Source organism: Nocardia sp. NBC_00881 (assembly GCF_045207455.1).
GTDB lineage: Bacteria > Actinomycetota > Actinomycetes > Mycobacteriales > Mycobacteriaceae > Nocardia.
This window is the reverse complement of the sequence record NZ_CP108798.1, coordinates 4298655-4321366: the sequence shown is the minus strand read 5'-3', so window position 1 is coordinate 4321366 and position 22712 is coordinate 4298655. Positions and strand designations below refer to the sequence as shown.

The 22712-nt window shown below is 68.8% G+C and carries 17 protein-coding genes; 9 read left to right on the top strand and 8 right to left on the bottom strand.

Translation table 11 applies throughout. The features are described 5' to 3' along the window. The first annotated feature begins 171 nt into the window (after positions 1-171). The 3 genes from OH799_RS18075 to OH799_RS18065 all read left to right on the top strand — a co-directional run bounded on the left by OH799_RS18075 (position 172) and on the right by OH799_RS18065 (position 5093). The gene (locus OH799_RS18075; protein ID WP_406265273.1) at positions 172-948 is read left to right on the top strand and encodes an ABC transporter ATP-binding protein; all 777 of its coding nucleotides are present in this window, start codon (positions 172-174) and stop codon (positions 946-948) included. Positions 949-953: 5 nt separating this feature from the next. Further along, positions 954-3482: an ABC transporter permease gene (locus OH799_RS18070; protein WP_406265270.1), complete on the top strand. Its 2529-nt coding sequence runs from the start codon at positions 954-956 to the stop codon at positions 3480-3482. A 66-nt stretch (positions 3483-3548) separates the two neighbouring features. Then, positions 3549-5093, top strand: a complete 1545-nt coding sequence (locus OH799_RS18065; RefSeq protein ID WP_406282244.1) for an MFS transporter — start codon at positions 3549-3551, stop codon at positions 5091-5093. 110 nt (positions 5094-5203) lie between these two features. Here OH799_RS18065 and OH799_RS18060 read toward each other — a convergent pair whose 3' ends face one another. After that, entirely contained in the window at positions 5204-6160 is a 957-nt protein-coding gene (locus OH799_RS18060; RefSeq protein WP_406265268.1) for a LysR family transcriptional regulator, read from the bottom strand. Between the two features lie 69 nt (positions 6161-6229). On the opposite strand from OH799_RS18060, the gene OH799_RS18055 reads away from it, so the two are divergent. Next, on the top strand, positions 6230-6769 hold the full coding sequence (locus OH799_RS18055) for a GNAT family N-acetyltransferase (protein ID WP_406265265.1): 540 nt from the start codon (positions 6230-6232) through the stop codon (positions 6767-6769). Between the two features lie 24 nt (positions 6770-6793). On the opposite strand, the gene OH799_RS18050 is transcribed toward OH799_RS18055, so the two are convergent. Next, entirely contained in the window at positions 6794-8299 is a 1506-nt protein-coding gene (locus OH799_RS18050; RefSeq protein WP_406265263.1) for an amidase, read from the bottom strand. Between the two features lie 298 nt (positions 8300-8597). On the opposite strand from OH799_RS18050, the gene OH799_RS18045 reads away from it, so the two are divergent. Beyond that, positions 8598-9422, top strand: a complete 825-nt coding sequence (locus OH799_RS18045; protein ID WP_406265260.1) for a phosphatase PAP2 family protein — start codon at positions 8598-8600, stop codon at positions 9420-9422. Positions 9423-9744: 322 nt separating this feature from the next. Here the strand turns inward: OH799_RS18045 and OH799_RS18040 are convergent, their stop codons facing one another. The 4 genes from OH799_RS18040 to OH799_RS18025 are packed head-to-tail and all read right to left on the bottom strand — an operon-like array spanning position 9745 to position 17304. Beyond that, entirely contained in the window at positions 9745-10905 is a 1161-nt protein-coding gene (locus tag OH799_RS18040; RefSeq protein ID WP_406265257.1) for a VWA domain-containing protein, read from the bottom strand. Beyond that, entirely contained in the window at positions 10902-13358 is a 2457-nt protein-coding gene (locus OH799_RS18035) for a DUF5682 family protein (protein WP_406282241.1), read from the bottom strand. The genes OH799_RS18040 and OH799_RS18035 overlap by 4 nt, the downstream gene beginning before the upstream one ends. Continuing rightward, positions 13337-14437: an AAA family ATPase gene (locus tag OH799_RS18030; RefSeq protein WP_406265254.1), complete on the bottom strand. Its 1101-nt coding sequence runs from the start codon at positions 14435-14437 to the stop codon at positions 13337-13339. Before OH799_RS18030 ends, OH799_RS18035 begins: the two co-directional genes overlap by 22 nt. After that, the gene (locus OH799_RS18025; RefSeq protein ID WP_406265251.1) at positions 14434-17304 is read right to left on the bottom strand and encodes a DUF5691 domain-containing protein; all 2871 of its coding nucleotides are present in this window, start codon (positions 17302-17304) and stop codon (positions 14434-14436) included. The genes OH799_RS18030 and OH799_RS18025 overlap by 4 nt, the downstream gene beginning before the upstream one ends. 473 nt (positions 17305-17777) lie before the next feature. Here OH799_RS18025 and OH799_RS18020 point away from each other — a divergent pair, with 473 nt between their 5' ends. Both OH799_RS18020 and OH799_RS18015 read left to right on the top strand, forming a co-directional pair. Continuing rightward, positions 17778-20402, top strand: coding sequence for an AAA family ATPase (locus tag OH799_RS18020; RefSeq protein ID WP_406265248.1), 2625 nt, complete (start codon positions 17778-17780; stop codon positions 20400-20402). Positions 20403-20409: 7 nt separating this feature from the next. Next, complete coding sequence (locus OH799_RS18015; RefSeq protein WP_406265244.1) at positions 20410-20868, top strand: hypothetical protein; 459 nt, start codon at positions 20410-20412, stop codon at positions 20866-20868. Positions 20869-20892: 24 nt separating this feature from the next. On the opposite strand, the gene OH799_RS18010 is transcribed toward OH799_RS18015, so the two are convergent. Next, a complete protein-coding gene (locus OH799_RS18010) occupies positions 20893-21465 on the bottom strand; it encodes an ATP-dependent Clp protease proteolytic subunit (protein WP_406265241.1) in 573 nt (190 codons plus the stop codon). A 159-nt stretch (positions 21466-21624) separates the two neighbouring features. On the opposite strand from OH799_RS18010, the gene OH799_RS18005 reads away from it, so the two are divergent. Both OH799_RS18005 and OH799_RS18000 read left to right on the top strand, forming a co-directional pair. Then, positions 21625-22011, top strand: coding sequence for a YchJ family protein (locus OH799_RS18005; RefSeq protein ID WP_406265238.1), 387 nt, complete (start codon positions 21625-21627; stop codon positions 22009-22011). 18 nt (positions 22012-22029) lie between these two features. Next, on the top strand, positions 22030-22305 hold the full coding sequence (locus tag OH799_RS18000; protein WP_406265234.1) for a SelT/SelW/SelH family protein: 276 nt from the start codon (positions 22030-22032) through the stop codon (positions 22303-22305). A 23-nt stretch (positions 22306-22328) separates the two neighbouring features. Here OH799_RS18000 and OH799_RS17995 read toward each other — a convergent pair whose 3' ends face one another. Then, positions 22329-22556, bottom strand: a complete 228-nt coding sequence (locus OH799_RS17995; protein WP_406265231.1) for a zinc ribbon domain-containing protein — start codon at positions 22554-22556, stop codon at positions 22329-22331. Positions 22557-22712 lie beyond the last annotated feature (156 nt).

Genomic DNA, 22712 nt, shown 5'->3' with positions numbered 1-22712 from the left:
AACCTACGTAACCACATCAGCCTGACTCCCATTTCCGAGCGAAGCGAGACCAAGCATGGCCCGTTCGCGAGCCATAAGGGGGCCGCGAACACGCCGCGGCGCAGCCGCGGCAAATAGACACAAGCACTTCCCTGATGGCACATGGGCGCGAACCCGGTAAGACTGGACGGCATGACTTCGCAAGCCATGCACGCCGACGCCGCCGAGGCGGTGGCTCAGACCGATGTCGCCGCCCGCGCAATCGAACTGACCAAGGTCTACGGTTCGGGAGATACCCAGGTCAGGGCATTGGACGGAGTGTCGACCGAGTTCGCGAAGGGGGAGTTCACCGCGATCATGGGCCCGTCCGGTTCGGGTAAGTCGACCCTGATGCATTGCTTGGCCGGACTCGACAGCCCCAGCTCTGGGGCCGTGCGTATCGGGGACACCGACCTCACCACCTTGTCCGACAAGCAGATGACGCGGCTGCGCAGGGACCGGATCGGGTTCGTTTTCCAGGCTTTCAACCTGGTCCCGACGCTCACGGCGTTGGAGAACATCACGCTGCCGCTGGACATCGCGGGGCGTAAGCCGGACCAGGACTGGCTGGACACCGTCCTGAAACGGCTCGGGCTGACTGATCGGCTCACCCACCGTCCCAGCGAACTGTCCGGCGGGCAGCAGCAGCGGGTGGCGTGCGCGCGGGCACTCGCGGGCAAACCGGAGATCATCTTCGGCGACGAGCCGACCGGCAACCTGGACTCACGTGCCTCTGAGGAGGTGCTGTCGATCCTCCGCGCCGCGGTGGACGAGTTCGGGCAGACGGTTGTCATCGTCACGCACGAGCCGCACGCGGCCGGGTTCGCCGATCGAGTGATCTTCCTCGCCGACGGACGCATCGTGGACGAGATGCGCGATCCGACCGCGGACACCGTGCTCGACCGGATGAAGGCGTTGGAGCAGGCGTGATAGTGATGGCCGGTAGTCCGATGCGCAAGGTGGCGCTGCGCAATCTCGCCGCGCATAAAGTCCGCTTGGCCCTGACCCTGTTGTCGGTGGTGCTCGGCACCGCCTTCATCGCAGGCTCGTTCGTGTTCACCGACACGCTGCAGCGCACCTTCGACGGGATCTTCGCCAGCCAGGCCAAGGGCGTCGATGTTCGGGTGAGCCCGAAAGAGCGTCAGGCGCAAGGCATTCCGAACAATGTGGTGGACGAGCTCGCGAAGTACCCCGGTGTCCGCACGGTAGCGCCCAGTGTGAACGGCCCCGTGGTGCTGCTCGATCCCGCGGGCAAGAAGGCGGTGCAGACCGGCGGAGCGCCCAGCATCGGCCAGTCGTACCTGCCACCGGAGAAGGCGGTCGCGGAGCCGGACAAGTTCGTGCAGGGCGTCCCGCCCGCCCGGCCCGGTGAGATCGCGCTGAACACCGGTGGGGCCGAGCGGGCCGGGCTGAAAATCGGTGATCGGACCAAGATCCTTATTCCGTCGCTGCCCGACCCCATCGAGGTGACCCTGACCGGCATCTACGAAGTTAGTTCGGATACCGGCGGTTTCATCGCCGTGCTGTTCGACGACGCGCAGGCGCGCAAGTTGTTCACCGACGGCCTGCACGTCGCCTACGTGGACCTGGCGGCGTCCGGGATACCTGGCGACGAGCTGCGCGACAATCTGGCCGAGGCGCTGCCGAACTACAAGGTGCAGAACGGCGAACAGGTCCGCGCGGACCTGAAAAAGGAAGTCTCCAACGCACTCAACTTCATCAACTACTTCCTGCTCGCGTTCGGCGCGATCGCGCTGATCGTCGGCACGTTCATCATCTACAACACCTTCTCGATGATCGTCGCGCAGCGACTGCGTGAGCTGGCACTGTTGCGCGCGGTCGGCGCGAGCCGTCAGCAGGTCGGCAGGTCGGTGGTGGCCGAGGCATTCGTCATCGGGCTGATCGGCAGTGCGATCGGTCTCGCGGGTGGCGTCGGATTGGCGTTCGGGTTGTCGGCGCTGCTGAACGCCTTCGACCTCGGTCTGCCGACCGGGTCGATGGCCGTGCTGCCGCGCACCATTCTGGTCGGCTTGCTCGTCGGTCTCGCGGTGACGATGGTCAGCGCCTACGCGCCCGCGCGCCGGGCGTCGAGGATTCCGCCCGTGCAGGCCATGCGCGAGGAGTTCGCATCGGCCGGTGAATCGCTGCGACCGCGGACCGCGATCGGTGCTGTGCTGGCCGTGCTCGGTGCCGGATTCGTCGTGGTGGGTGCGCAATCCGCAGGGGGCACCGCGGCCGCGACCGTCGGAGTCGGCGCGCTCGGCCTGATCTTCGCGGTGTTGCTCGCCGCACCCGCGCTGTCGCGGCCGGTGGTGTCCGTGCTCGGTGCGCTGGTTCGACCGTTCGGGCCGATCGGGCGGATGGCGCGTAACAACGCGGCGCGCAACCCCCGCCGCACCGCCGCGACGGCTTTCGCGCTCACCCTCGGGCTGATGCTGGTGTCGGCGATCGGGATGCTCGGCGCGTCGGCGAAGGCCAGCGTCGGCGTTCTGGTGGACAAGGGCGTGCGGGCCGATTACGTGCTGGCGGGTCCGCAGCTGCTCGGAGTGCCGTTCGGCGCCGCCGACGCGGTCCGCACGTCAGTGCCCGGTGTGGCCGAGGTGGTCGGGGTGCGCGGCGTCGGGTTCAAGATCGATGACGAACAGATCATGGGCACCTCGGCGGACGGACCGCTGGACCGGGTGCTGAGCTACGACATCGTGCGCGGCAGCAACACCGTCGGTGGCCACGACGTGCTGGTGTCGGAGGACGAGGCCGACGATCGTGGTTGGCAGGTCGGCAGGCAAGTCACCGTGACCGGCTTCGACGGCAAGAAGATTCCGCTGACGGTGGTCGGCGTGTACAAGAAGACACCGTTGCTCGGCCCGATGGTGATGTCGAAGACCGTGTTCGAGGAACTGGTGCCGCTCAACTTCCGGACCAACTACCTGGTGCTGATCAAGGCGAAGCCGGGCGCGAACCTCACCGAGATGCGCACCGACCTGGAGAAGGCGACCGAGCAGTACGTCGTAGTGCAGGTGCAGGACCGCGAAGAGTTCAAAGGCGCGCAGGGCCGGCAGATCAACACGCTACTGGCCATCCTCTACGGGCTGCTCGCTCTGGCGGTGGTGATCGCGATCCTCGGCATCGTGAATACACTCGCGCTGTCGGTGGTAGAGCGGCGACGCGAGATCGGCATGTTGCGCGCCGTCGGCATGCAGCGCGCCCAGGTGCGCAGGACGATCTACCTGGAATCCATGCTGATCGCGATATTCGGCGCCGTCGTCGGCATGGCGCTGGGCCTCGGGCTGGGCGTGGGATTCCTGCGGACGCTGCGCGATTTCGGGCTCGACCAGATCTCCATTCCGTGGGCGCAGCTGGTGCTCGTCCTGATCAGCTCGGCGATCGTCGGTGTGCTCGCCGCACTCTGGCCTGCGGTGCGTGCGGCGAGCACGCCACCACTCGCGGCCATCACCGACCTCTGAAAACCCGTGCGGCGATATCGCTGTGCGCCCAACGGCCTCGGCCAGTAGCCTGTGCCGGTGGGGACGATGGACAATGCACCGAGCAGGGCGGCGCGACCGGGCATTGCACTGGCAGCGGTCACTGCCGTACTGTTCGTAACCTTCCTGGACACCACGGTCGTCAGTGTCGCGCTCGGCGATATCCGGCACGAGCTGAGTACCGACGTGACGTTGCTGCAGTGGGTGGTCAATGCCTACACCGTGGTCTTCGCCGGCCTCATGCTGGCAGGCGGATCACTCGGCGACCGCTGGGGTCGCAAGCGGGTTATGATCGTCGGCTTGGTGATCTTCTGTGCCGGATCGGTGATTGCGGCGCTGGCGGCCAGTGTGTCGGTGCTCATCGCCGGTCGCGCGATCATGGGCTTGGGAGCAGCCGCCTCCGAACCAGGCACCCTGTCGGTACTGCGACACATCTTCCCGGATGAGCGGGCTCGCGCCAGGGCGCTCGGCGTATGGGCGGCGGTGTCCGGGCTGGCGCTGGCGGCCGGACCGGTACTGGGCGGAGTGCTGGTTCACGCGTACGGGTGGCGCTCGATCTTCTGGTTCAACCTGGTGATCGGGGCGGTGGCGCTCGCTGCCGCGCTGTGGTCCGTCCCGGAAAGCGCCGACCCCCGCCAGGGGCCCATCGACTGGGCCGGAGCCCTGCTCGGCGCCGCCTTTCTCGGGTCGGTGATCTACGCCGCGACCACCGGCGAGGATCGGGGCTACACCGCGCCTTCGGTGATCGCGCTGTTCGTGCTGGGTGGTATCGCGTTCGTCGGTTTCGTCGCCGTCGAAGCACGGGCCCGCGCTCCCATGCTCGACTTTCGATATCTGCGCCTGCCGGCGGTGCGCGGTGCGCTGGTGGTCGCCTTCGCCGTCTACTTCGGCATCTTCTCGATCTTCTTCTTCACCGCACTGTATCTGCAAGTGATGCAGTCTTATTCGGGCGCACGCACGGCCACGGTCTTCGCGCCGATGGCCATCGCGATCATCCTCGGATCGCTGGCCGCGGGCTTCTGGGTGGGGCGTCGTGGAGCGCGCACTCCCATGATCATCGGTTGCGCGGTCGGTGCCGGCGGGATCCTGCTGACCCGCCATGCTCTCGCCGGCCCACTGCACGACCTTCCGCTGGCAGGTGGGATGGCGGTGGCGGGGTTCGGATTCGGGATCGCTGTGGTGCCGTTGACGTCGGCCGTGCTTTCCGGGGTGCCGGCGGAGCACTCGGGCATGGCCGCCGCGGTGACCAACACGATGCGCCAGGTCGGTTCGGCGTTCGGTGTCGCTGTGCTCGGGGCACTGGTGAATTCGTTCCTCACGTCGGATTTGAAGGCGCGGATGAACGAACTGGGTTTGCCCACCGCGCTGCAGCCCAGCGCGATCGACGCCGTCGAACGTGGCCGCATACCCGAGGGCGTGGACATCACCCCGTATCTCCAATATCTGTCGAAGGTGTCCGACGTGCTCAAAACCGGAAAGGCGGCATTCCACCACGGACTCGATGTGGCATTGCTGGTTTCGGCGGTATTGATCCTGGCCGCGGCGGCATTCACAGCGCTCGATGCGGCATTCCACCGAGCAGACATCACATAATCGGCGAATGCGGACATTCCGCGGGCTGCCAACCAAGAGTGGCCAGCTCGAACCTCAGTGCCACTGCGGATCGGGTACGTAGCAATCGGCACGATGGTGTGTGCGGCCGACTACTCGACCACTGTCGCGAGATGGGCTGTCGCGCCCGCCCTTCGATCCTCCCGGCCGCTCGGCTGAGCCTCACCGTTCGGCAGCAGCGCCAGGAAGTTGCGCACGAGAGCCCGATCGTCATCGACCCGGTGCGCCACGTAAACCGTTGTTGTGGCGTCGGTTTCGGCGAGCGGGACGATGCGCACCGACTGCGGCGCGGTGAACGTCGCGCTGCGTGGCGCGATGGTGACGCCCAGCCCCTCACTCACGAGGTAGAGGATGGTGGTCCAGTTGTTGCCCTCCTGCACGATGCGGGGCCGGCAGCCGGCCTCCACCAAGGGCCGCAGGTTCTTGTCGTGGGCATGGGCGCCGGCGGCCCGAGGAAAGAACACCAACGGGTCGTCGGCGAGTTCGGGGCCGGTGAGGACGGCGTGGTCCGCCTGCGGGTGGTCGACCGGCAGTACCGCCATGAACGGCTCAGTGACCAGCGGGAACACGACGATGCCTGGTTCATCGTCGGGATCCCGCACGATTGCCATGTCGAGCGCGCCATGACTGAGCTGAGCCACCATGTGGCTGGTGTAACCCTCGATGAGTTCAATGTGGACCAGCGGATAGCGGTCCCGGAACTGCCGGACGCTCCGCAGCGGTTTCAGCGGCAGCACCGACGGGACGAAGCCCAGATACAGCCGACCCTGACTGCCCTGACCGATGCCCGCGACCTCGTCGAGGTCGCGGGCCGCGTGACCGAGGATCGCCGCGGCCCGCTCGCGCAGGACTTTCCCGGCGGGTGTGAGGGCGACGCTGCGCGAGGTGCGGTCGAACAGGCGAGTTCCCAGCAACATCTCCAGGCGCTGAATTTGCTGGGTCAGCGCGGGTTGAGCAATGTGCAGCCGGGTAGCCGCCCGGCCGAAATGCAATTCCTCGGCGACTGCCAGGAAGTAGCGCAGGTGCCGTAGCTCCACCCCATTAGCCATAAGTTCAGCCTATCAATTGGACCTATCAAGTATTGGACGTGATGGTTCGATGCCGGGCATGCTGACGACGTGGTACAGCAGACCGAACGCACAGCCGCCGGGTGGACCGACACCATCGTCATCGAGCCGATGTCGGGCCCGGTCGACGCCCAGGCGTTCAAGAAGCTCAACGAGGACTGGATTGTCGAGCTGTTCTCGCTCGAGCCCGCCGACTCCGCCAAACTGGACGACCCGGAGCGTGAGATCGTCGCCAAGGGCGGGCAGGTGCTGATCGCCCGCGACGGCGCGGACATCGTCGGATGTGTGGCGCTGATGCCGGAGGGCGACGGCGTGTTCGAGCTGACGAAGATGGCCGTGGCGCGGGACCGCCGTGGCCGTGGCCTCGGCCGGCTCATCCTGCGGGCGGCCATCGACTATGCCCGTCGCCGCGGCGTGAGAGCGCTGTTCCTCGGAAGCAGCACCAAACTGCCCAACGCGGTGCATCTGTACGAATCGATCGGTTTCGTGCACGTGCCGAGCGAGCAGATCGGGCCGATGCCGTACCAGCGCGCGGACGTGTTCATGCGGTACGAGCTGACCGCTACCGCTGAATCAACACGTCAAGGCTAGTTCGAGGAGGGTGCCCGAAGCGGATCATGGCGAGGTAGAGGGAAGTAGACGTGGGTGCTTCTGGTATCGGTGGGATGGGGGCGTCGGTGCCTGGAAGCCGCCGATCTTCTGCTCGAGCAGTTCGGCCAGCCGCAGCGGGGTGCGGTCCTCGAACATCGGACCGATGAGCTGCACTCCCACCGGCAGCCCCTCGGGGGATCGGCCCGCGGGTATGGCGGTGGCGGGCAGGCCGGGCATGGTGGCCAGACCGGCCCAGACGAGCTGGTCGCCGAACGGGTACGCGACGCCGTCGATGTCGATCCGGCGTTCCTCTGGTTGGGGGTTGTGGTCGTGCGGGAAGGCGGGAGTCGGCGTGATCGGACACACCACGGCATCGAACTCGGCGAACAGCTGCCGCCAGCCGTGGCGGTGGAGTTCGCGACGGTTGTTCGCCTCGATCCAGTCGCGGTGGCTGAACACGCCGCCACGCAACCGCGCCGCGTCGAGACCTTGGTCGTCCGCGTTCAGTCCGGCGGCGTGGGTCCGTAGCTGCTCGTATCTGTCCGCGGGATAGCTTGCGGCGAGGTTCGAAAGCAGTAGCTGTGTGTAGAGCGTCGCGGCTTCGGTCAGATCGGGCAGCAGCGGACTGTGCCGTTCGACGCGGGCGCCGGCGACGACGAGCGCGTCGGCGACTCGGTTCACGGCAGTCCGCACGGCGGACCCGGTCGGAATGAGCGGGTGCTCGTCGAGGACCAGGACACGGAAGTCGCAGAGCCGCTCGTGGCGCGCGGCCGGCAGAGTCAAGTCGAACGCGACGCCGAGTGTCAGCGGGTCCGGTCCAGCCATCACCTCCAGCAGCAGCGTGAGGTCGCGGGCGGTGCGCGCCATCGGACCGACGACGGCGAGGTCGCGGTCGGATGGCAGTGCCGGCGCGGGCGGCGGGACATGACCGCGGCCGGCCACCAGCCCGTACGTCGGCTTGTGTGCGTAGATGCCGCAAAAATGCGCGGGGGTGCGCAGCGAACCGCCGATGTCGGAGCCGATGGACAGTGCACCGAATCCGGACGCCAGGGCCGCCGCTGATCCGCCTGAGGATCCGCCCGATGTGCGGCCGTGATCCCATGGGTTGTTGGTGGTGCCGTAGATCTCGTTGAAGCTCTGCAGATCTCCCAGCATGAACGGCACGTTGGTCTTACCGAGCACCACCGCGCCGGCGGCCTTCAACCGCGATACCTGTACCGCGTCCTCGGCCGGCACATAGTCCCGGTGCATCGGCATGCCCCAGGTCGTGGGTAGCCCGGCGATGTTGTAGGACTCCTTGACCGTCACCGGAATACCGAGCAACGGCCGGTCCTGGTCGTGGGCGAGCGCCTGGTCGGCACGGCGCGCGGCGGCCCGCGCACGGTCGAAGTCCGGCACACAGACCGCGTTGATCACCTTGTCTTCTCGCTCGATCCGGGCGATCGCCTCGTCGGTCAGCTCCACCGAGGACACCTCATCGGCACGCAAGGCAGCCGCGAGCTCTTCGGCCGACCGAAAACTCCACTCCATCAATCCGACCCTACCGGCCTGCCGCGGGCGCTCATCCCAACACGAGTCGCCGCGATCATCTCCGAAAGCACTTCAAACACACGTCGCCTGCCCCGTTGTCCGCATCCGGGTGTCCGGACGCGGGCAACGCCTATCGCGAATCCTCTTCTTGTGCAAAATAATCCGGTTCCGTGCGGTCGGGTGTCAGCCCCGTCACATTCTGCTGAAGTTGTCGGTTCGGTGATGCTAACTTAAACGGAGGCTATCACTCCGCTTAATTCTCGGTACGGCCTGGTTCAACGGGGAAGGAGGCCGCGCGATGGTCGCAGTGGGGCTGGGCGGCCCTGGCGTCGAACTGGAGTTCACGCCTGGCGGAGTCGTCGAACGGGCGCGGGCGGCAGTGCATGGCCGCGGCGGCGAGGCGATTCGGCAACTCGCCATGATCACGGCCCTGTACCTCGGCTATCGGGCAGGCCGCATGGTCACCGCCGACGACACGGGGCGTGCCATGGACAACGCGCACGACCTGCTGGGCTTCGAGGACCGGCTCGGCCTGCCGGAGGAGACGACGATCCAGGCGATCTTCGTCCATCATGATCTCTTCGCCGTTCTGGCCAACTTCTATTACGCCACAGCACATTTCACCGCGGCCGTCGCTGTCCTGCTGTGGCTGTGGGTGTTCCGGCCGGAGCACTACCGTTGGACCAGGAACCTTATGGTGGCTCTGACCGGAACGGCGCTCGTGGTGCACATGCTGGTCCCGCTGGCGCCGCCACGGATGCTCCCAGACCAAGGCTTCGTCGACCTGGCCGTGGTGCACGGCCAATCCGTCTACGGTGCGGCCGATTCCGGCGGACTGTCCAATCAGTTCGCCGCCATGCCCTCACTGCACGTCGGCTGGGCACTGCTGCTCGCGTTCGCGGTGGTCGCCGCGAACCGCAGCCGCTGGCGCTGGCTCGCCCTTGCCCACCCCGCCCTGACCACGCTCGTCGTCGTTGGCACGGCCAACCACTACTGGCTCGACATCAGTGTCGCCGGGGTGTTGCTGGCCCTGTCCGCCGTCCTGCACCCGCTCGTAGTGCCCGCGTCGTGGGGAGTCATGGGCGCTGCTTCCAGGAAGGACCTCTCGAACAGTCGTCAGTAGTCCCGGTGCGGCGAGCCGGTCATGGCAGGATATTGCGCCGTTCGGCTGGCCGTCATACTCGCCGCGCGGCGCTCACCCGAAGGGTGTTCTATTCACCAGTACGATCACGGGGCCCATCTTGTTTGCCAGTTCGGACAAGGAGTCGCCGTGGATCCGCTTGCCATCCTGAATACGCTGCTCTCGCTTGCCGTCCAGATCTTGTCGCTGGTCCAGGGGGACAGCAGCTACTCCGCAGGCAGCTGAGCGAGTCGCCTCGGCGCTGCCCCGGCGGCGTCGAGGCGACCCGGTGCGTCGTTCGGAGGTAGCCCGGTCCGGTGGTGGGCTAGCGATGGGCGGCATTGGTGCTGGCCCAGGCTTGGATGTCGCCGCGGTCGAGGGCCAAGGCCAGGAGGGTGGGAAATTTGTCAGGGCTGCAGGCGAAGGCGGGAATGTCGAGGGCCGCGAGGGCAGCGGCATTGTCGTGGTCGAAGGCTGGGGCACCGTCGTCGGAGAGGGCGAGCAGGACGACGATCTGGACGCCGGACTCTTTCATCGCGTTCACACGGCGGAGCATGTCGTCGCGTATGCCGCCCTCGTACAGATCGGAGATGAGCACGAACAGCGTGTCGGCGGGCCGGGTGACGAGGGACTGACAGTAGGCGAGGGCCCGGTTGATGTCGGTGCCGCCGCCGAGCTGGGTGCCGAACAGCACCTCGACCGGGTCGTCGAGTTTATCGGTGAGATCGACGATTTCGGTGTCGAAGACCACCAGCGAGGTCCGCAGCGACCGCATGGAGGCGAGCACCGCGCCGAACACCGACGCGTACACGACGCTGGTGGCCATCGACCCGGATTGATCGATGGCGAGCACCACGTCGCGACGCACCGCCTGCGCCTTGCGGCCGTAGCCGACCAAGCGTTCCGGCACCACGGTGCGGTGCTCGGGTAGATACGTCGCGAGGTTCTTGCGAATGGTGCGGTCCCAGTCGATATCCCGCAGGCGTGGGCGTGTGACACGGGCCGCGCGGTTCAGCGCACCGGAGACCGCGGCGACGGTCTGCGCCGCGATGCGCTGCTCGATCTCGCGGACCACTTTTTCCACCACCATGCGCGCGGTCACCTTGGTGGTCTCGGGCATCACCCCGTTGAGGCTCAGTAATGTGCCGACCAGGTGCACGTCCGGTTCCACCGCCTCGAGCAACTCCGGCTCCAACAGAAGCTGGGTGAGGTTCAGCCGCTGCACGGCGTCGCGCTGCATCACCTCGACGACAGCGCCGGGGAAGTAGCCGCGAATGTCGCCCAGCCAGCGGGCGACGCGCGGCGCCGAGCCTTGCAGCCCACCGGTGCGCTTGCCCGGCGACTGGTCGTCGTCGGTGTTGTACAGCGCCGACAACGCCCGGTCCATGGCCGCGTCCTCGGCGGAACCGAGCCCGCCGAGCCCTTCCTCGGCCGCCGCGCCGAGCACCAAACGCCAACGCCGCGCCTGTGTGTCGTCGGCGGTCATACTGTCACCCCCAGGATCTCCGCGGCGGTGCGCACCGCGATCGTTCCGCGCTCCACGTCCAATTCCGCCGTGGTCCCCGCTGCCGTGGTGACAGAGCCGCCGTCGCGCACCGCCTGCCCGATCGCGCGGCGCTCGCCGGATTCGAACGCGCCGAAGGTCCGGCGCAGCAGCGGCAGCGTTTCGACGAACGCATCGTCGCCGAGTTCGCGTAGCCAGTCATCGATGAGCCGCAATAACTCGCGATCGTGCACGAGCAGCAAGCCGCGGCCGCCGAGGAACCCGTCGATCCACGCCGCCTTGGCCGCGGCCGTGACTCCGACCGACAGGGCCGCGGCGAGCCGGCGCGCGGACTCGGCGTCGCCGATGCGCCCGGCGTCGGCGAGTAGCCGGACGGCCCGCCCGACCAAGGCGCCGTGCACGTCGTCGCGGTCGGCGACACGGCCGAGCGCGGCCAGCCACTCGCCGGTCGCCCAGCTGTCGTCCCTGGTGTGGATGGCGGTGTGTGCCATGTCGAGCAGGGTGCGCAGTTCGGCGGCGGCGTCGGTGTCCAACCCTGTCACCGCTGCGGGCAGGCCCGCGCAGATGCGGACGAGCAGTCCATCGGCGACGTGCCCGAGGGCCTTGGTGTCGGTGCCCCGCACGTCGCCGTAGCGCACTGTTCTGATCAGGCCGGGCAGGGCGGCGAGCAGGTGGGTGACGTCGTGGTCGAGCGCGGCGGCGGATTCCAGCCGGACGATCAGCCCCTCGGTGGCGCCGCCGAGATCGGCGAGCAGGGCCACCTCCAGCGCGGCGGTCAACTCGCCGACGGTGCTCTCCGCCCGGCTCGCGGTGTCGAGGATCTTCGCCTCGGCGGCGGTGCGGATGGTGGTGCCCCAGCGGGAGGCCTCGATGATCGAGATCGTGTACTCGGGCCGCCATTCCAGCGTCCAGGTCTCCCGGAAGGTGCCAGTGCCGCGCACCTCGCTCGTGGTGAGCGTTCCCCACCCGATCTCGAGCACGCGCAGCCGGTGCAGGAGTCGCGACCGTTCGACCTCACGCTGCTTGCGCAGGTCCAAGTCTATGGTGCGGGCATGCGGTTCCTGCTTCAAGCGCAGCGACCGGATCTTCGCGCGTAGGTCCGCGTCCAGCGGCACGGTCGGTGTGCCCTCGGGAACGCTGCCGAGCGCCTCGCCGACGACGAGCTCGCCGACCACCAGACGCAGCATCGTCTCGTCGCCCGCGCACATCACCGACCTGGTCGCCTCAGTGACCTCCGACAGCCCCGCGAGCGGGCGGCCGCGCAGCGCGGCCAGAGTGTCGGCGAGCCGGACGGATTCGATGATGTGCGCACTGGAAACGGGCAGATCATGGGCGCGCAGCACACCGGCGACCTTCGTCAGCCACCGGACGATCGGCTGCTGGGTCTCGGTGAACAGGTGGTGGTACCAGCCCGGCGAGGTGACGCCCGCACCGTATCCTGAGGTCGTGGACAGCCGCGAATGCGTCCACGGCACCCAGGTGAGCCGGGCTTTGGTCTTCGGAAGCCCTTTCAACAGACGGGTATCAGGCGCGGCGGGGCCGAGCTTGCCCGTGAGTGCGGGCGCGTGCCATGCGCCGCACACGACCGCCAGCCGGACGGACCCGTCCTTCAGCGCTTTGCGCATGGTCTGCCGCATATAGGCCTCACGCCGCAAGGTGTGCGCGTCGATGGTGATCGGATCGGGCGGAACCGGTTGGCTGAGGTCGGCGTCGGAGAGCGCTTCGGCAACCGAATTCGCCCCCGGCACACCGGCATTCGTGGATCCGCCGGGTACTCCGTCGTGAGCTGGTACGCCAGGCGGTCGTTTGTTGTGCGCCGGCTCGTCGTGCGCTTCGATGTGCGCCGCATCGGTGTTCGCCGGTGCGTGCTCGATGGTGCCCGGCACCGGCTGCTGCTCGCGCGCGGTCTGCTCGGCGGATTCCCGTAGCGCGCCCATCGCCTCGGTGATGGGGTCGAACGCGTCGGCATCGGGAACGGATTCGACCACCGCGTCCCACCAGCGCTCGGCGTCGTCGTAGCCGCCCGCCTCGGCCAAGGCGCTCAGCGGATCGAATCGGTCGCCGGGCTCGTCCTGCGCCGCGAGGACGACCGTCGCGGGCAGATCGCAGAACCGGACGGGCACGGAGTTCCGCACGGCGTACCGCAGCGCCTGCCACTCGGGGGAGAACACCGCGTACGGCCAGAACGCGGCCTTGGCCGGTGCCTCCGGGACATAGGCCAGCAGCGCGACCGGCGGCGCCATCCCTTCAGCCGCGACGTAGCCCACCAACGGGTCGGCGTCGGCGGGACCTTCGATGAGGATCATGTCGGGACGAAATGCCTCCAGGGCCAGCCGCACTGAGCGCGCCGAGCCGGGACCATGGTGGCGAATGCCGAACACCCTGGTCAGCTGCGTGGTTTCGGTGTGGGAGGTCAACCGGTGACCTCGCGGCAGGCGCGGTAGAAGTCCGACCAATCCGGCCGCTCGCGGACCACGGCCTCCAGGTACTCCGTCCAGACCACCGCATCGGCCACCGGGTCCTTGATCACCGAGCCGAGCACGGCGCCTGCGATGTCGGAGGCGCGCAGCACCCCGTCGCCGAAGTGGGCCGACAGCGCGATCCCGTTGGTGATCACCGAGATCGCCTCGGCGGTGGACAGCGTTCCCGACGGCGACTTGAGCTTGGTCCGCCCGTCGGCGGTGCTGCCGGAGCGCAGCTCACGGAAGACCCGCACCACCCGCCGCACCTCCTCAGCCGCGGCGGGCACCGTGGGCAGTTCCAGGGCGGACCCGAGCTGCTCGACCCGCCTGCTGACGATGGCCACCTCCTCGTCCTCGCTGGCGGGCAGCGGAAGCACCACCGTGTTGAACCGACGGCGCAGCGCGGAGGACAGATCGTTGACGCCCCGGTCGCGGTTGTTCGCGGTGGCGATTACGTTGAACCCCTTGCTCGCCTGCACCTCGATGCCGAGTTCCGGTACCGGGAGCGTCTTCTCCGACAGCACGGTGATCAGCGCGTCCTGTACGTCCGAGGGGATGCGGGTGAGCTCCTCGATCCTGGCGATCGCACCGGCGCGCATCGCGGTCAGCACCGGCGAGGGCACCAATGCGCCTTCGCTCGGCCCTTCGGCGAGCAGTCGCGCGTAGTTCCAGCCGTACCGGATCGCTTCCTCGGCCGTGCCCGACGTCCCCTGCACGAGCAGCGTCGACGCACCGCTGATGGCCGCCGAAAGATGTTCCGAGACCCAGGTTTTGGCAGTTCCCGGTACGCCGAGCAGGAGTAGTGCCCGATCGGTTGCCAGCGTCGCGACCGCCACCTCCACCAGCCTGCGCGGCCCGACGTACTTCGGGGTGATCACGGTCCCGTCGTCGAGAGTTCCGCCGAGCAGGTAGGTGACCACCGCCCAAGGCGACAACCGCCAGGACGGCGGCCGGGGCCGTCCGTCGGCGGCGGCGAGGGTGCGCAGCTCGTCGGCGTACGCCTGTTCCGCATGTGGGCGCAGGAGGTTCGGCGTCGGGTCGATTGTGGTCACTGCAACTCCTCGAGCATGATCGAGCGGTGGTTGAGGTCGTGGGCGAGCTGGTCGAAGGCGCGCTCCCAAGGGGGATCGTCACATCGACGGGCCACCGCGGCGACGGCGGCCACGGCGGCGACCGGAAGATGGACAGCGGCTGTGGCCAGCAGCGACCGGTGCGCGTTCGGGGAGGCGCCGTGCGCGTCCGGGCGGCGGGCCGCTGCCCGTGCCCGCTCGAACAGCAACAGGATCAGGTGTTGTGCCAGCGCTCCCGGCCATGGGTGGCCCATCGCGGGCAGCAGTGCCTCGATCTCGGAGAGCCAGGAGCCGTCCAGCCGCAACAGATGCGCGGTCCGGTCGGGCAGCGGGAGTAGCGCGAACAGCTCACGTCGGCGAAGCATAGCCAGATCTGTCGGTACGCCCGCCTCGAACAATGCGCGCGCCCAGGACGAATCATGTTGTGCTAGTGCGGCATCCACCCAGCCATCGAAGATCGGCTGCCGGAACCGGTCCTCGATCGTGGTGCGCACCGCCTGCTCCGGCGTGTCCAGCAGGCTCGACCAGTGCGCCAGCGGTGTCGCCGCGACTACCTGCCGCAAGCGGGCGGCCTGAAAGTCGGGCGCACCGTTCCAACGGTAGGCGAATTCGACCATGCGGTCGGTGACTCCGTCGCGCTGGGTGGGTGCGTCCAGCGCATCGGGCACAGCGGGGACCAGCTTCGTGTGCCGCATCCGGTGCTCGGCGCGGATCCACGAGCTCGCCCGGTTTCGCATGCGCTGCGCGAACGCGGAATCAGGCAGTAGTGCGAGCAATCCCGCCGCGGTGCGGCGCACATCGGCGCGCCGATCGTCCAGCGCCGTCTCCAGCAGCGGTTCGTCATCCGGCCCGATGCCCTCGGCGAGCACGGCCAGTAGCTCCGCCTTCGGCGCACCGGATTCCTTCGGCCATGCCGCGGCGAGCTGCTTTCCGGCCGCGGCGGCATCGCGACGACGGAGCTCGGCAAGCCAGTCGCGCCGCTCGGCCGGCTGCCCGAACTGCCAGGTCTCCGCGGCACGCTCGAACGCGGTCGGCTGCTGCCGTGTCAGGTTCCGCCACTCCGGGTGCTGCGCGGCCAGCCAGCTGCCGCGGACACCGGCCAGGCGCAGCAGCGGCTCGCGCAGCGCGGCGTTGATCTTCGCGTGCTCCAGCAGTCGCACGCTCAGCGCGTCGGGGGCTCGATAGTCGTGCGGCGCCGCTGCATCGAACCATTCCGGGAGGAAGGCGGAGCGCTCCTGCACCATGCGCGCCAGTCGTGCCGCCGCCGGTCGCGGCAGCAGGCGGCGGCCGTCGTCCGCCGCGGGTTCGGGCGCGGTCGCGGTCGCGGGCATGACCGCGCCGCGCGCGAAAATATCCTGCAACGCAGCGGATTCCAGCAACCGCAGCGCCGGGTCGGTCGGCAACCGGACCGCGGCGCGCGCCACCGGCGGCGCCAGCCGGTCGAGATCCGGTGTCCGGCGTGCGGTGCCCAGCAGTGCGACGGAAGTCAAATCCGCGCTCGAAGCCGGCACGGCAGGGGAATTCGACGGGCGGCCGACGGGGTCCGTCGGAGCCAGGTCGATGACCTCGCCCGCCGCGAACACCGAGATCGGAACCAGCCCGTCGGTGCTCCATTCGGCGGCCACCGTCACCGGGTGGCCGCCGGAGACGGCCAGCAGTCGCCACGGTTGCTCGGCTGAAGCGATCGGCAGCGCCGTGCCGTCGGATTCGGTGAGATACCAGCCCTGTTCGTTCAACGCGGGAATAACATCGACGAGCAGCATCGGCCAAGAGCGCAGCCACGGATCAGCGCCGAGCGCTGCGGCGTGGTCGGCCAGCGCGGCCGCGACGGTGTTCGGCCGGCCCGCGTCGGGGGGCAGCGTGGTGAAGGGCTCGGCGGGGCCGTGCCGTTCGCCCCAGAGAGCCCGCAGCGGCGCGGTCCCCGGGTAGTAGTGCAGCTCGACGTCGGCGAGCTGACCGAGCGCGGGAATGTCGGCGGGGAAGCTCGGGGAGCCGAAGGAGTGGTCGACGATCAGTGCCCAGCGCCTGGTCGCCCGCCCGTACAGCCAAGTGCGCCTGCTGTACAGACGCTCCTCCTCGGAGACCCACACGCCGAACACCATCCATCGGTCCCGCACCGCGGGTTCGCCGCGCACCGCCTCAGCCGGATTCGGGTAGCCGATGTGAGTGCGGATACTGGCGCTCAGCGCGGGCGTCACGTCGTCGAGTTGCCGGTGCGCGGCGACCAGGAGGTGCATCCGCGCATACTCGCGAAGCACGCGATCTGGCCAGTCGGTCCTGGTGACCACCGTGGTCGGCAGTCGGCGCAAGGCCAAAGCGAGGCCAGGCGCCTGCGCGTCGACCATTCTGGCGGCGATGGCCTCGAAGGCCCGGAACGAGCGGTCCGTCTGCGCAAGGCCGGTGCGCACCTGGTCACCGAGCCAGATGTCGAGTTCTTCCAGTCCCGCGGTCACCCGCACCCTGCGCTGCTCGGCGGTGGCAGGGTTCGGCGTGCGGGCGCCGCGCCCTGTGGTGGACGCCGACCGCGCGGTGCGGCCGCCGATCCAGGCCGCTGCGTAGTCCGCGGTCTCCGGGACCGCGGGAACCTCGCCCGCCGCCCAGACCAGCAACAGCGACAGCGCGTGCTTGCAGGGGAATTTGCGGCTCGGACAGGAGCAGTTGTACGCGGGGCCGGACAGATCGACAACCGTCTGGTACGGCATCGCGCCGCTGCCTCGGCACCGCCCCCACAGCGCGACGCCGTGCTGCCCGGCGCCACGCCAACGGTCCGCGAGCTTTCGCGCCGCGGACAGCGAACTCGCGTCCGGTGCGAGCGCCCTGACCTGGTCTTCGGTCCAGGGCGTTGTCATCGGACGGCTCCAGCTCGGTGGTGGTGCCTCATCACCTTTCCTCATTCCTCGGTTGACCGGATTTCTACCGCAGCGCACCGACACGTGCCGGCGCCGACGGTGCTTCTGGCACGGAAATTCTTGTCGCCGTGCCACATTCGTCAGCGGAGCTCATATTGCGCCGATCGATGTGCTCTGGCATTCTGTGCTGTTCGGCTCGACCGAGCCACCCGGAACGGGTGTTGACACCATCGAGCTGCCCGCCGGGGTTGGCGAGGGGTGGACATCGAGACATAGCCGAGCCGTTTCGATGACCATATCCATCCCCGCGGGCAGATTCGCACGGGCACGGTGAGTATCTGCCGAGGCATCGCTCGGTCGTGCACTCCTTGCGAATGCGGCGCGATCGGGTACCGTTTCGCACAGCTTCGACGAAGGCGCCGTGCACGAGGTCGGAGGACGTGTGGCGGCTCGGTGGTGGAGGGGGTTTTCGCATGCGCCTGGATCCCGACGCCATCCGGGTCAACGGTCCGGCGGACGCGGCGCCCCGGCTGTCCGCGGTGGTGACCAGGCGCCTCGCCGAGGATCCCGCGGTGCCGCCGTCTGTGACACGGACCGTGCTGCGTGCGCTGGGCGGCGCCGAGTCGGGTGATCCGGCAAGGGCATTCGGCCACTCCGGCATCTTCCTGCGCTCCATCCGGGTGCGCGGTTTCCGCGGCATCGGGCCGGAGACGACGCTGCACCTGCCGCCCGGGCCCGGTCTCACCCTGGTGGTCGGCCGCAACGGCAGCGGGAAATCCAGTTTCGCCGAGGCCGCCGAACTGGCCCTGACCGGCGGAAATCGCCGGTGGGACGGCCGGTCGGCCGCTTGGCGCGAGGGCTGGCGCAATCTGCACGACGGCGACGCGACGCGCATCGAGCTGTCGCTGCTCACCGCGGGCGTTACGCCAAGGAGTGCACGGCCGAGCGAAGCCTCGGCAGACACAAGGAGTGCTCGGCCGAGCGAAGCCTCGGCAGACACAAGGAGTGCACGGCCGAGCGAAGCCTCGGCAGACACAAGGAGTGCACGGCCGAGCGAAGCCTCGGCAGACACAAGGAGTGCACGGCCGAGCGAAGCCTCGGCAGACACACAGTTGACCATCGCCAAGGAGTGGACTCCCGCCGCGGATCTGGCCGACGCCCACTGGACCCAGCAGTATCCGCCCGCCCCGCCAACGGAATTCGACGTGGATCGGTGGGCGGCCCAGCTGGAGCTCTACCGCCCCTTCCTGTCCTACAGCGAACTGGGTGCCCTGGTCGACGGCAAGCCGAGCGATCTGTTCGACGCTCTACACCAGCTGCTCGGTCTCGACGAACTCACCATGGCGCAGGAGCGAATCCGCATGCGTCGGCTGGAACTGGAACGCGCCGTGCGTGATTCGCGCCAGGAACGACTGGAGCTGCTCGAGGTGCTCGCGTCGGTGGCAGACGACCGGGCGGTTCGGGTGGCGGGTCTGCTGCGCCCTGCCCAGCCGGATCTCGCAGCGATCGGGCGCGAGGTGATCGGCGCCGTCGACGACCCGGCCGGGCCGGACGGGCTCCGGGCGATCGTGCGGCTCGCGCTGCCGACCGACACCGAAGTGGAGGAGGTGGCCGCTCGCTTGGAGCGCCGCGGCGAGGCGCTTGCCAAGGGCGCCACCGCTGACGCCGAGGCCGATCTGCGGGTCGTCGAGCTGTTGCGCAGGGCGCGCGATCACCGAGCGGCGAGCGGGACGTGTCCTTGCCCGGTCTGCGGAAGCGGCGCACTCGACGATGCCTGGGCCCGCGACGCCGTGGCCGCCATCGACCAGCTCACCGCACGTGTCGACACGCTCACCACCGCGCGCGCCGAATTGGTCAGCGCCGTACAGGCGGCGCGGGCGCTGCCGGATCTCGTTCCGGCGGAATTGGAATTCGATCCGCGCAAGCCGCCGTCGGTGGACACCTCCGCGGTACGCGGCGCCTGGTCCGACTGGGCCGCATTGACTACCGCCGAATACACCCCCGACCTCGCCGACCGGCTGCGCGGCGCGCACACGCGGCTGGTCGACGAACTCGATCTGCTGCAGCAGGGCACCCGCAAGGAACTCGACCGCCTCGACGAGGTGTGGACGCCACTGGTACCGCGGATCGCGACTTGGCTGCAGGGGGCGCGCGAGGTCGCCGGACGTGCCGCCGAACTGCGTACGGTGAAGAAGGCCGAGGACTGGTTGAAGTCGGCGACCGCGGGCCTGCGAGGCGAGCGCATGACGCCGCTGGAGACGACGGCGCGCTGGGTGTGGCAGAAGCTGCGCCAGCAGAGCAGTGTCGAACTGGGCGCGATTCGCCTGCAGGGCAACGCGGGAACCGCGCGCAGGGTGCTGCTGGATGTCACGGTGGACGAGGTGGACGGCGCCGCGCTCGGCGTGATGAGCCAGGGTGAGCTGCACGCGTTGGGGCTTTCGTTGTTTCTGCCGCGGGCCACGGTCGAGGAGAGCCCGTTCCGCTTCGTCATGATCGATGACCCGGTGCAGGCGATGGACCCGGCGAAGGTGGACGGCCTGGCGCAGGTGCTCGCCATGGTGGCATGGACCCGCCAGGTGGTGGTCTTCACCCACGACGAGCGACTCGCCGAGGCGGTGCGGCGGATGGAGCTCGACGCGACCGTGCTCGAAGTGCAGCGCCGCGACCGTTCGGTGGTCGAGGTGCGGGTGTCGAGCGATCCGATCCGCCGCTACCTCGACGATGCCCGTGCGCTGGTGCGCACCCCGCAACTGCCCGCCGCGATCGCCGACGAACTTGTGGCCACCTGCTGTCGTTCCGCGGTCGAGGCGGCCAGCCTGGCGAGGGCACGGCGCACCCTGCTCGCCGCGGGCATGAACCATCACGAGGTCGAACGCCACATCGACGCGGCACAGTCGACCAGGGCCAAGGTCGCGCTCGCGGTGTTCGGTGTGGGCAGCAAGGTCGACGACTTGAACAAGAACCTGGTCGCGTGCGAAGGACAGTGGGTGGTGGACGCGCTGCGCGACGCGACGGCGGGTGCGCATGTGCCGATCGGGCGCACGATGCGCGAGTTGATCGGCGAGACCGAGAAATTCGTCGCGTGGCTGGCCCGGTGAGGCGCCGGTGAGCGGGCGGCGTCCGCCCACCGGCGCGCGCCGCGGACCTCGGCGCGGGCCGAAGAAGGGCTCGCGGCGGCCGCGCGCGAATCGCCCGTCGGTGGCCGAGCGGCTGGACACCGTGGATCGGCTGCTCGCCGGTTCGGTGACCGACGCGGGCGGGCTGTGGTCCCGGGCGACCGCATGGATTTTGCGGATCGCTCTGGAGCAGTCCGTCGACGAACTGTGGATGCGACTGGCGCCCGCGCTGATTCGCTGTCCGATGCGGGCACAGCTGATCGCGTTGCGGGCCTTCGCGGGACCGGAGGTGGCGGCGCGGGTCGCGGCGCTGTGGGCGGCACTGTCACGGGCCGCGCACCACCACGACTACGAACTCGCGCCGAGCGTTACCGATCTACGGCGCTGGCGGGAGCAGACGGTCGCCCTCGCCGCGAAGCTGGCGGCCGTCGACGCGCACCGGAGCTAGCCTGGGCGGTGCCCGATACGGCGGCTAGGACACCGGCTGTCGTGGTCCGCTGATGATGTGGTCGATGATCCCGTAGTCCTTCGCCTCCGCCGGCGTGAACCACCGGTCTCGGTCCCAATCGGTCAGGATCTGCTGATCGGTCTGGCCGGTGTGTTCGGCGACCAGCCCGGCGAGTTGGCGCTTCATGAGTGCCTGCTGCTCGGCGAGAATGAGGATGTCGGCCGCGGAGCCGCCGAGCCCGGCGGAGGGTTGGTGCATGAGGATCCGGGTGTGCGCCAGCGCGTGGCGTTTGCCCGCGGTGCCGCAGGTGAGCAGAACCTGCGCCATCGAACCGGCCAAACCCATGGCGTAGGTGGCGATGTCGCAGCCCACGTAGGTCATCGTGTCGTAGATGGCCATGCCCGCGTCGACCGAGCCGCCGGGAGAGTTGATGTAGAAACTGATCTCGCGGTCCGGGTCTTCGGCGGCGAGTAACAGCAACTGTGCGCACAACCGGTTGGCGATGTCGTCATCGACCTGCTGGCCGAGAAAGATGACGCGTTCGCGCAGGAGTCGTTCGTGTACCGAATCGTCGAAGGTGAATCCGCTGGTAGCCATGGACCGAGCGTAGGAGTTTGCTGAGCGTACCGGAATGGACGTTCACCGTCAGCGAATTACGCTGTGAGCGAACGGAATTCGGTTCTCTTTTTCAGGTTTGCCTGGGTATGGGCGAGCCCGGGGGAGCTGCGTTGTTCGTCCGGCGGCAAGATCGGTGGCATGAGTGAGCTCAGGTGCCCGTGTGGGCAGGGCGGGACATTCGACGACTGCTGCGGCCCGGTGCTGCGCGGGGAACGCGCGGCGGCGACGGCGGCGGCGCTGATGCGGTCGCGCTACACCGCGTTCGCGGTGGCGGACGTGGATTACCTGCTGCGGTCCTGGCATCCGCGCACCCGTCCGCCGGAAGTGGTGCTCGATCCGGCGCAGCGCTGGCTGTTCCTGGAGATTCGCGCGACCGAACGCGGTGGCCTGTTCGATGACACCGGCACCGTGGAGTTCGTCGCGCACTACCGGGACGCGGACGGTCGCGGCGCATTGCACGAGGTGAGCAGATTCGCCCGGTTCGAGGGCGCGTGGGTCTACCTGGACGGCACGCACAAGGCCTGACCGGTAGCGTCAGCGGGCATGGCACGCGTCGCGATCGAGTACTGCACCCAATGCCGCTGGCTGCTGCGCGCGAGCTGGATGGCGCAGGAGCTGCTGAGCACTTTCGCTACCGAGCTGGGCGAGGTCGCGCTCATTCCTGGGTCGGGCGGCGTCTTCCGGATCACTGTCGACGGTGAGCAGATCTGGGAGCGCAAAGCCGACGGTGGGTTCCCCGATATCGCGGTGCTCAAGCAGCGGGTGCGCGACCGGGTCGCCCCTGGGCGCGACCTCGGCCACGCCGACCGGCGCGACTGAAACCCGGGCCGGCCCAAGCGGAGTCAGCCGCAGCAGCCGCCACCGCAGCAGCCGCCACCCGCTGGACGCGGCGCGGGGCTCGGCGCAGTCGCGCTGCCGCCGCCCCTGGTGACCGTGGCGAAGGTGGTCAGCAGTTTGACCGTGTCGTCGTGCCCGCCGGGGCAGGTCGCGGGCGCCGACGACTCCGCCATCGGACGGGTCATCTCGAAGGTGTCGCCGCAGCTGCGGCACCGATAGCTGTAACTCGGCATTCGCCCAGTGTAGGACCGCGCCGCCGGGCGGTTCGGATCGGCCTGCGGTACCGGCCAGGCCCTGGTTCGTCGTTCCGGACACCGGTAACCCATCCATCGAGCTTGTCGACTTCGAAAAGGCGGGCTTGCTGGGAGCGCACCGCTGTTCTAGCCTTG

What these genes read in the sequence shown, in the direction of transcription:
- OH799_RS18075 (WP_406265273.1), top strand. Translation starts at nt 172, where the DNA reads ATGACTTCGCAAGCCATGCACGCCGACGCCGCCGAGGCGGTGGCTCAG.
- OH799_RS18070 (WP_406265270.1), top strand. Translation starts at nt 954, where the DNA reads ATGGCCGGTAGTCCGATGCGCAAGGTGGCGCTGCGCAATCTCGCCGCG.
- OH799_RS18065 (WP_406282244.1), top strand. Translation starts at nt 3,549, where the DNA reads ATGGACAATGCACCGAGCAGGGCGGCGCGACCGGGCATTGCACTGGCA.
- OH799_RS18060 (WP_406265268.1), bottom strand. Translation starts at nt 6,160, where the DNA reads ATGGCTAATGGGGTGGAGCTACGGCACCTGCGCTACTTCCTGGCAGTC.
- OH799_RS18050 (WP_406265263.1), bottom strand. Translation starts at nt 8,299, where the DNA reads ATGGAGTGGAGTTTTCGGTCGGCCGAAGAGCTCGCGGCTGCCTTGCGT.
- OH799_RS18045 (WP_406265260.1), top strand. Translation starts at nt 8,598, where the DNA reads ATGGTCGCAGTGGGGCTGGGCGGCCCTGGCGTCGAACTGGAGTTCACG.
- OH799_RS18040 (WP_406265257.1), bottom strand. Translation starts at nt 10,905, where the DNA reads ATGACCGCCGACGACACACAGGCGCGGCGTTGGCGTTTGGTGCTCGGC.
- OH799_RS18025 (WP_406265251.1), bottom strand. Translation starts at nt 17,304, where the DNA reads ATGACAACGCCCTGGACCGAAGACCAGGTCAGGGCGCTCGCACCGGAC.
- OH799_RS18020 (WP_406265248.1), top strand. Translation starts at nt 17,778, where the DNA reads ATGCGCCTGGATCCCGACGCCATCCGGGTCAACGGTCCGGCGGACGCG.
- OH799_RS18010 (WP_406265241.1), bottom strand. Translation starts at nt 21,465, where the DNA reads ATGGCTACCAGCGGATTCACCTTCGACGATTCGGTACACGAACGACTC.
- OH799_RS18005 (WP_406265238.1), top strand. Translation starts at nt 21,625, where the DNA reads ATGAGTGAGCTCAGGTGCCCGTGTGGGCAGGGCGGGACATTCGACGAC.
- OH799_RS18000 (WP_406265234.1), top strand. Translation starts at nt 22,030, where the DNA reads ATGGCACGCGTCGCGATCGAGTACTGCACCCAATGCCGCTGGCTGCTG.
- OH799_RS17995 (WP_406265231.1), bottom strand. Translation starts at nt 22,556, where the DNA reads ATGCCGAGTTACAGCTATCGGTGCCGCAGCTGCGGCGACACCTTCGAG.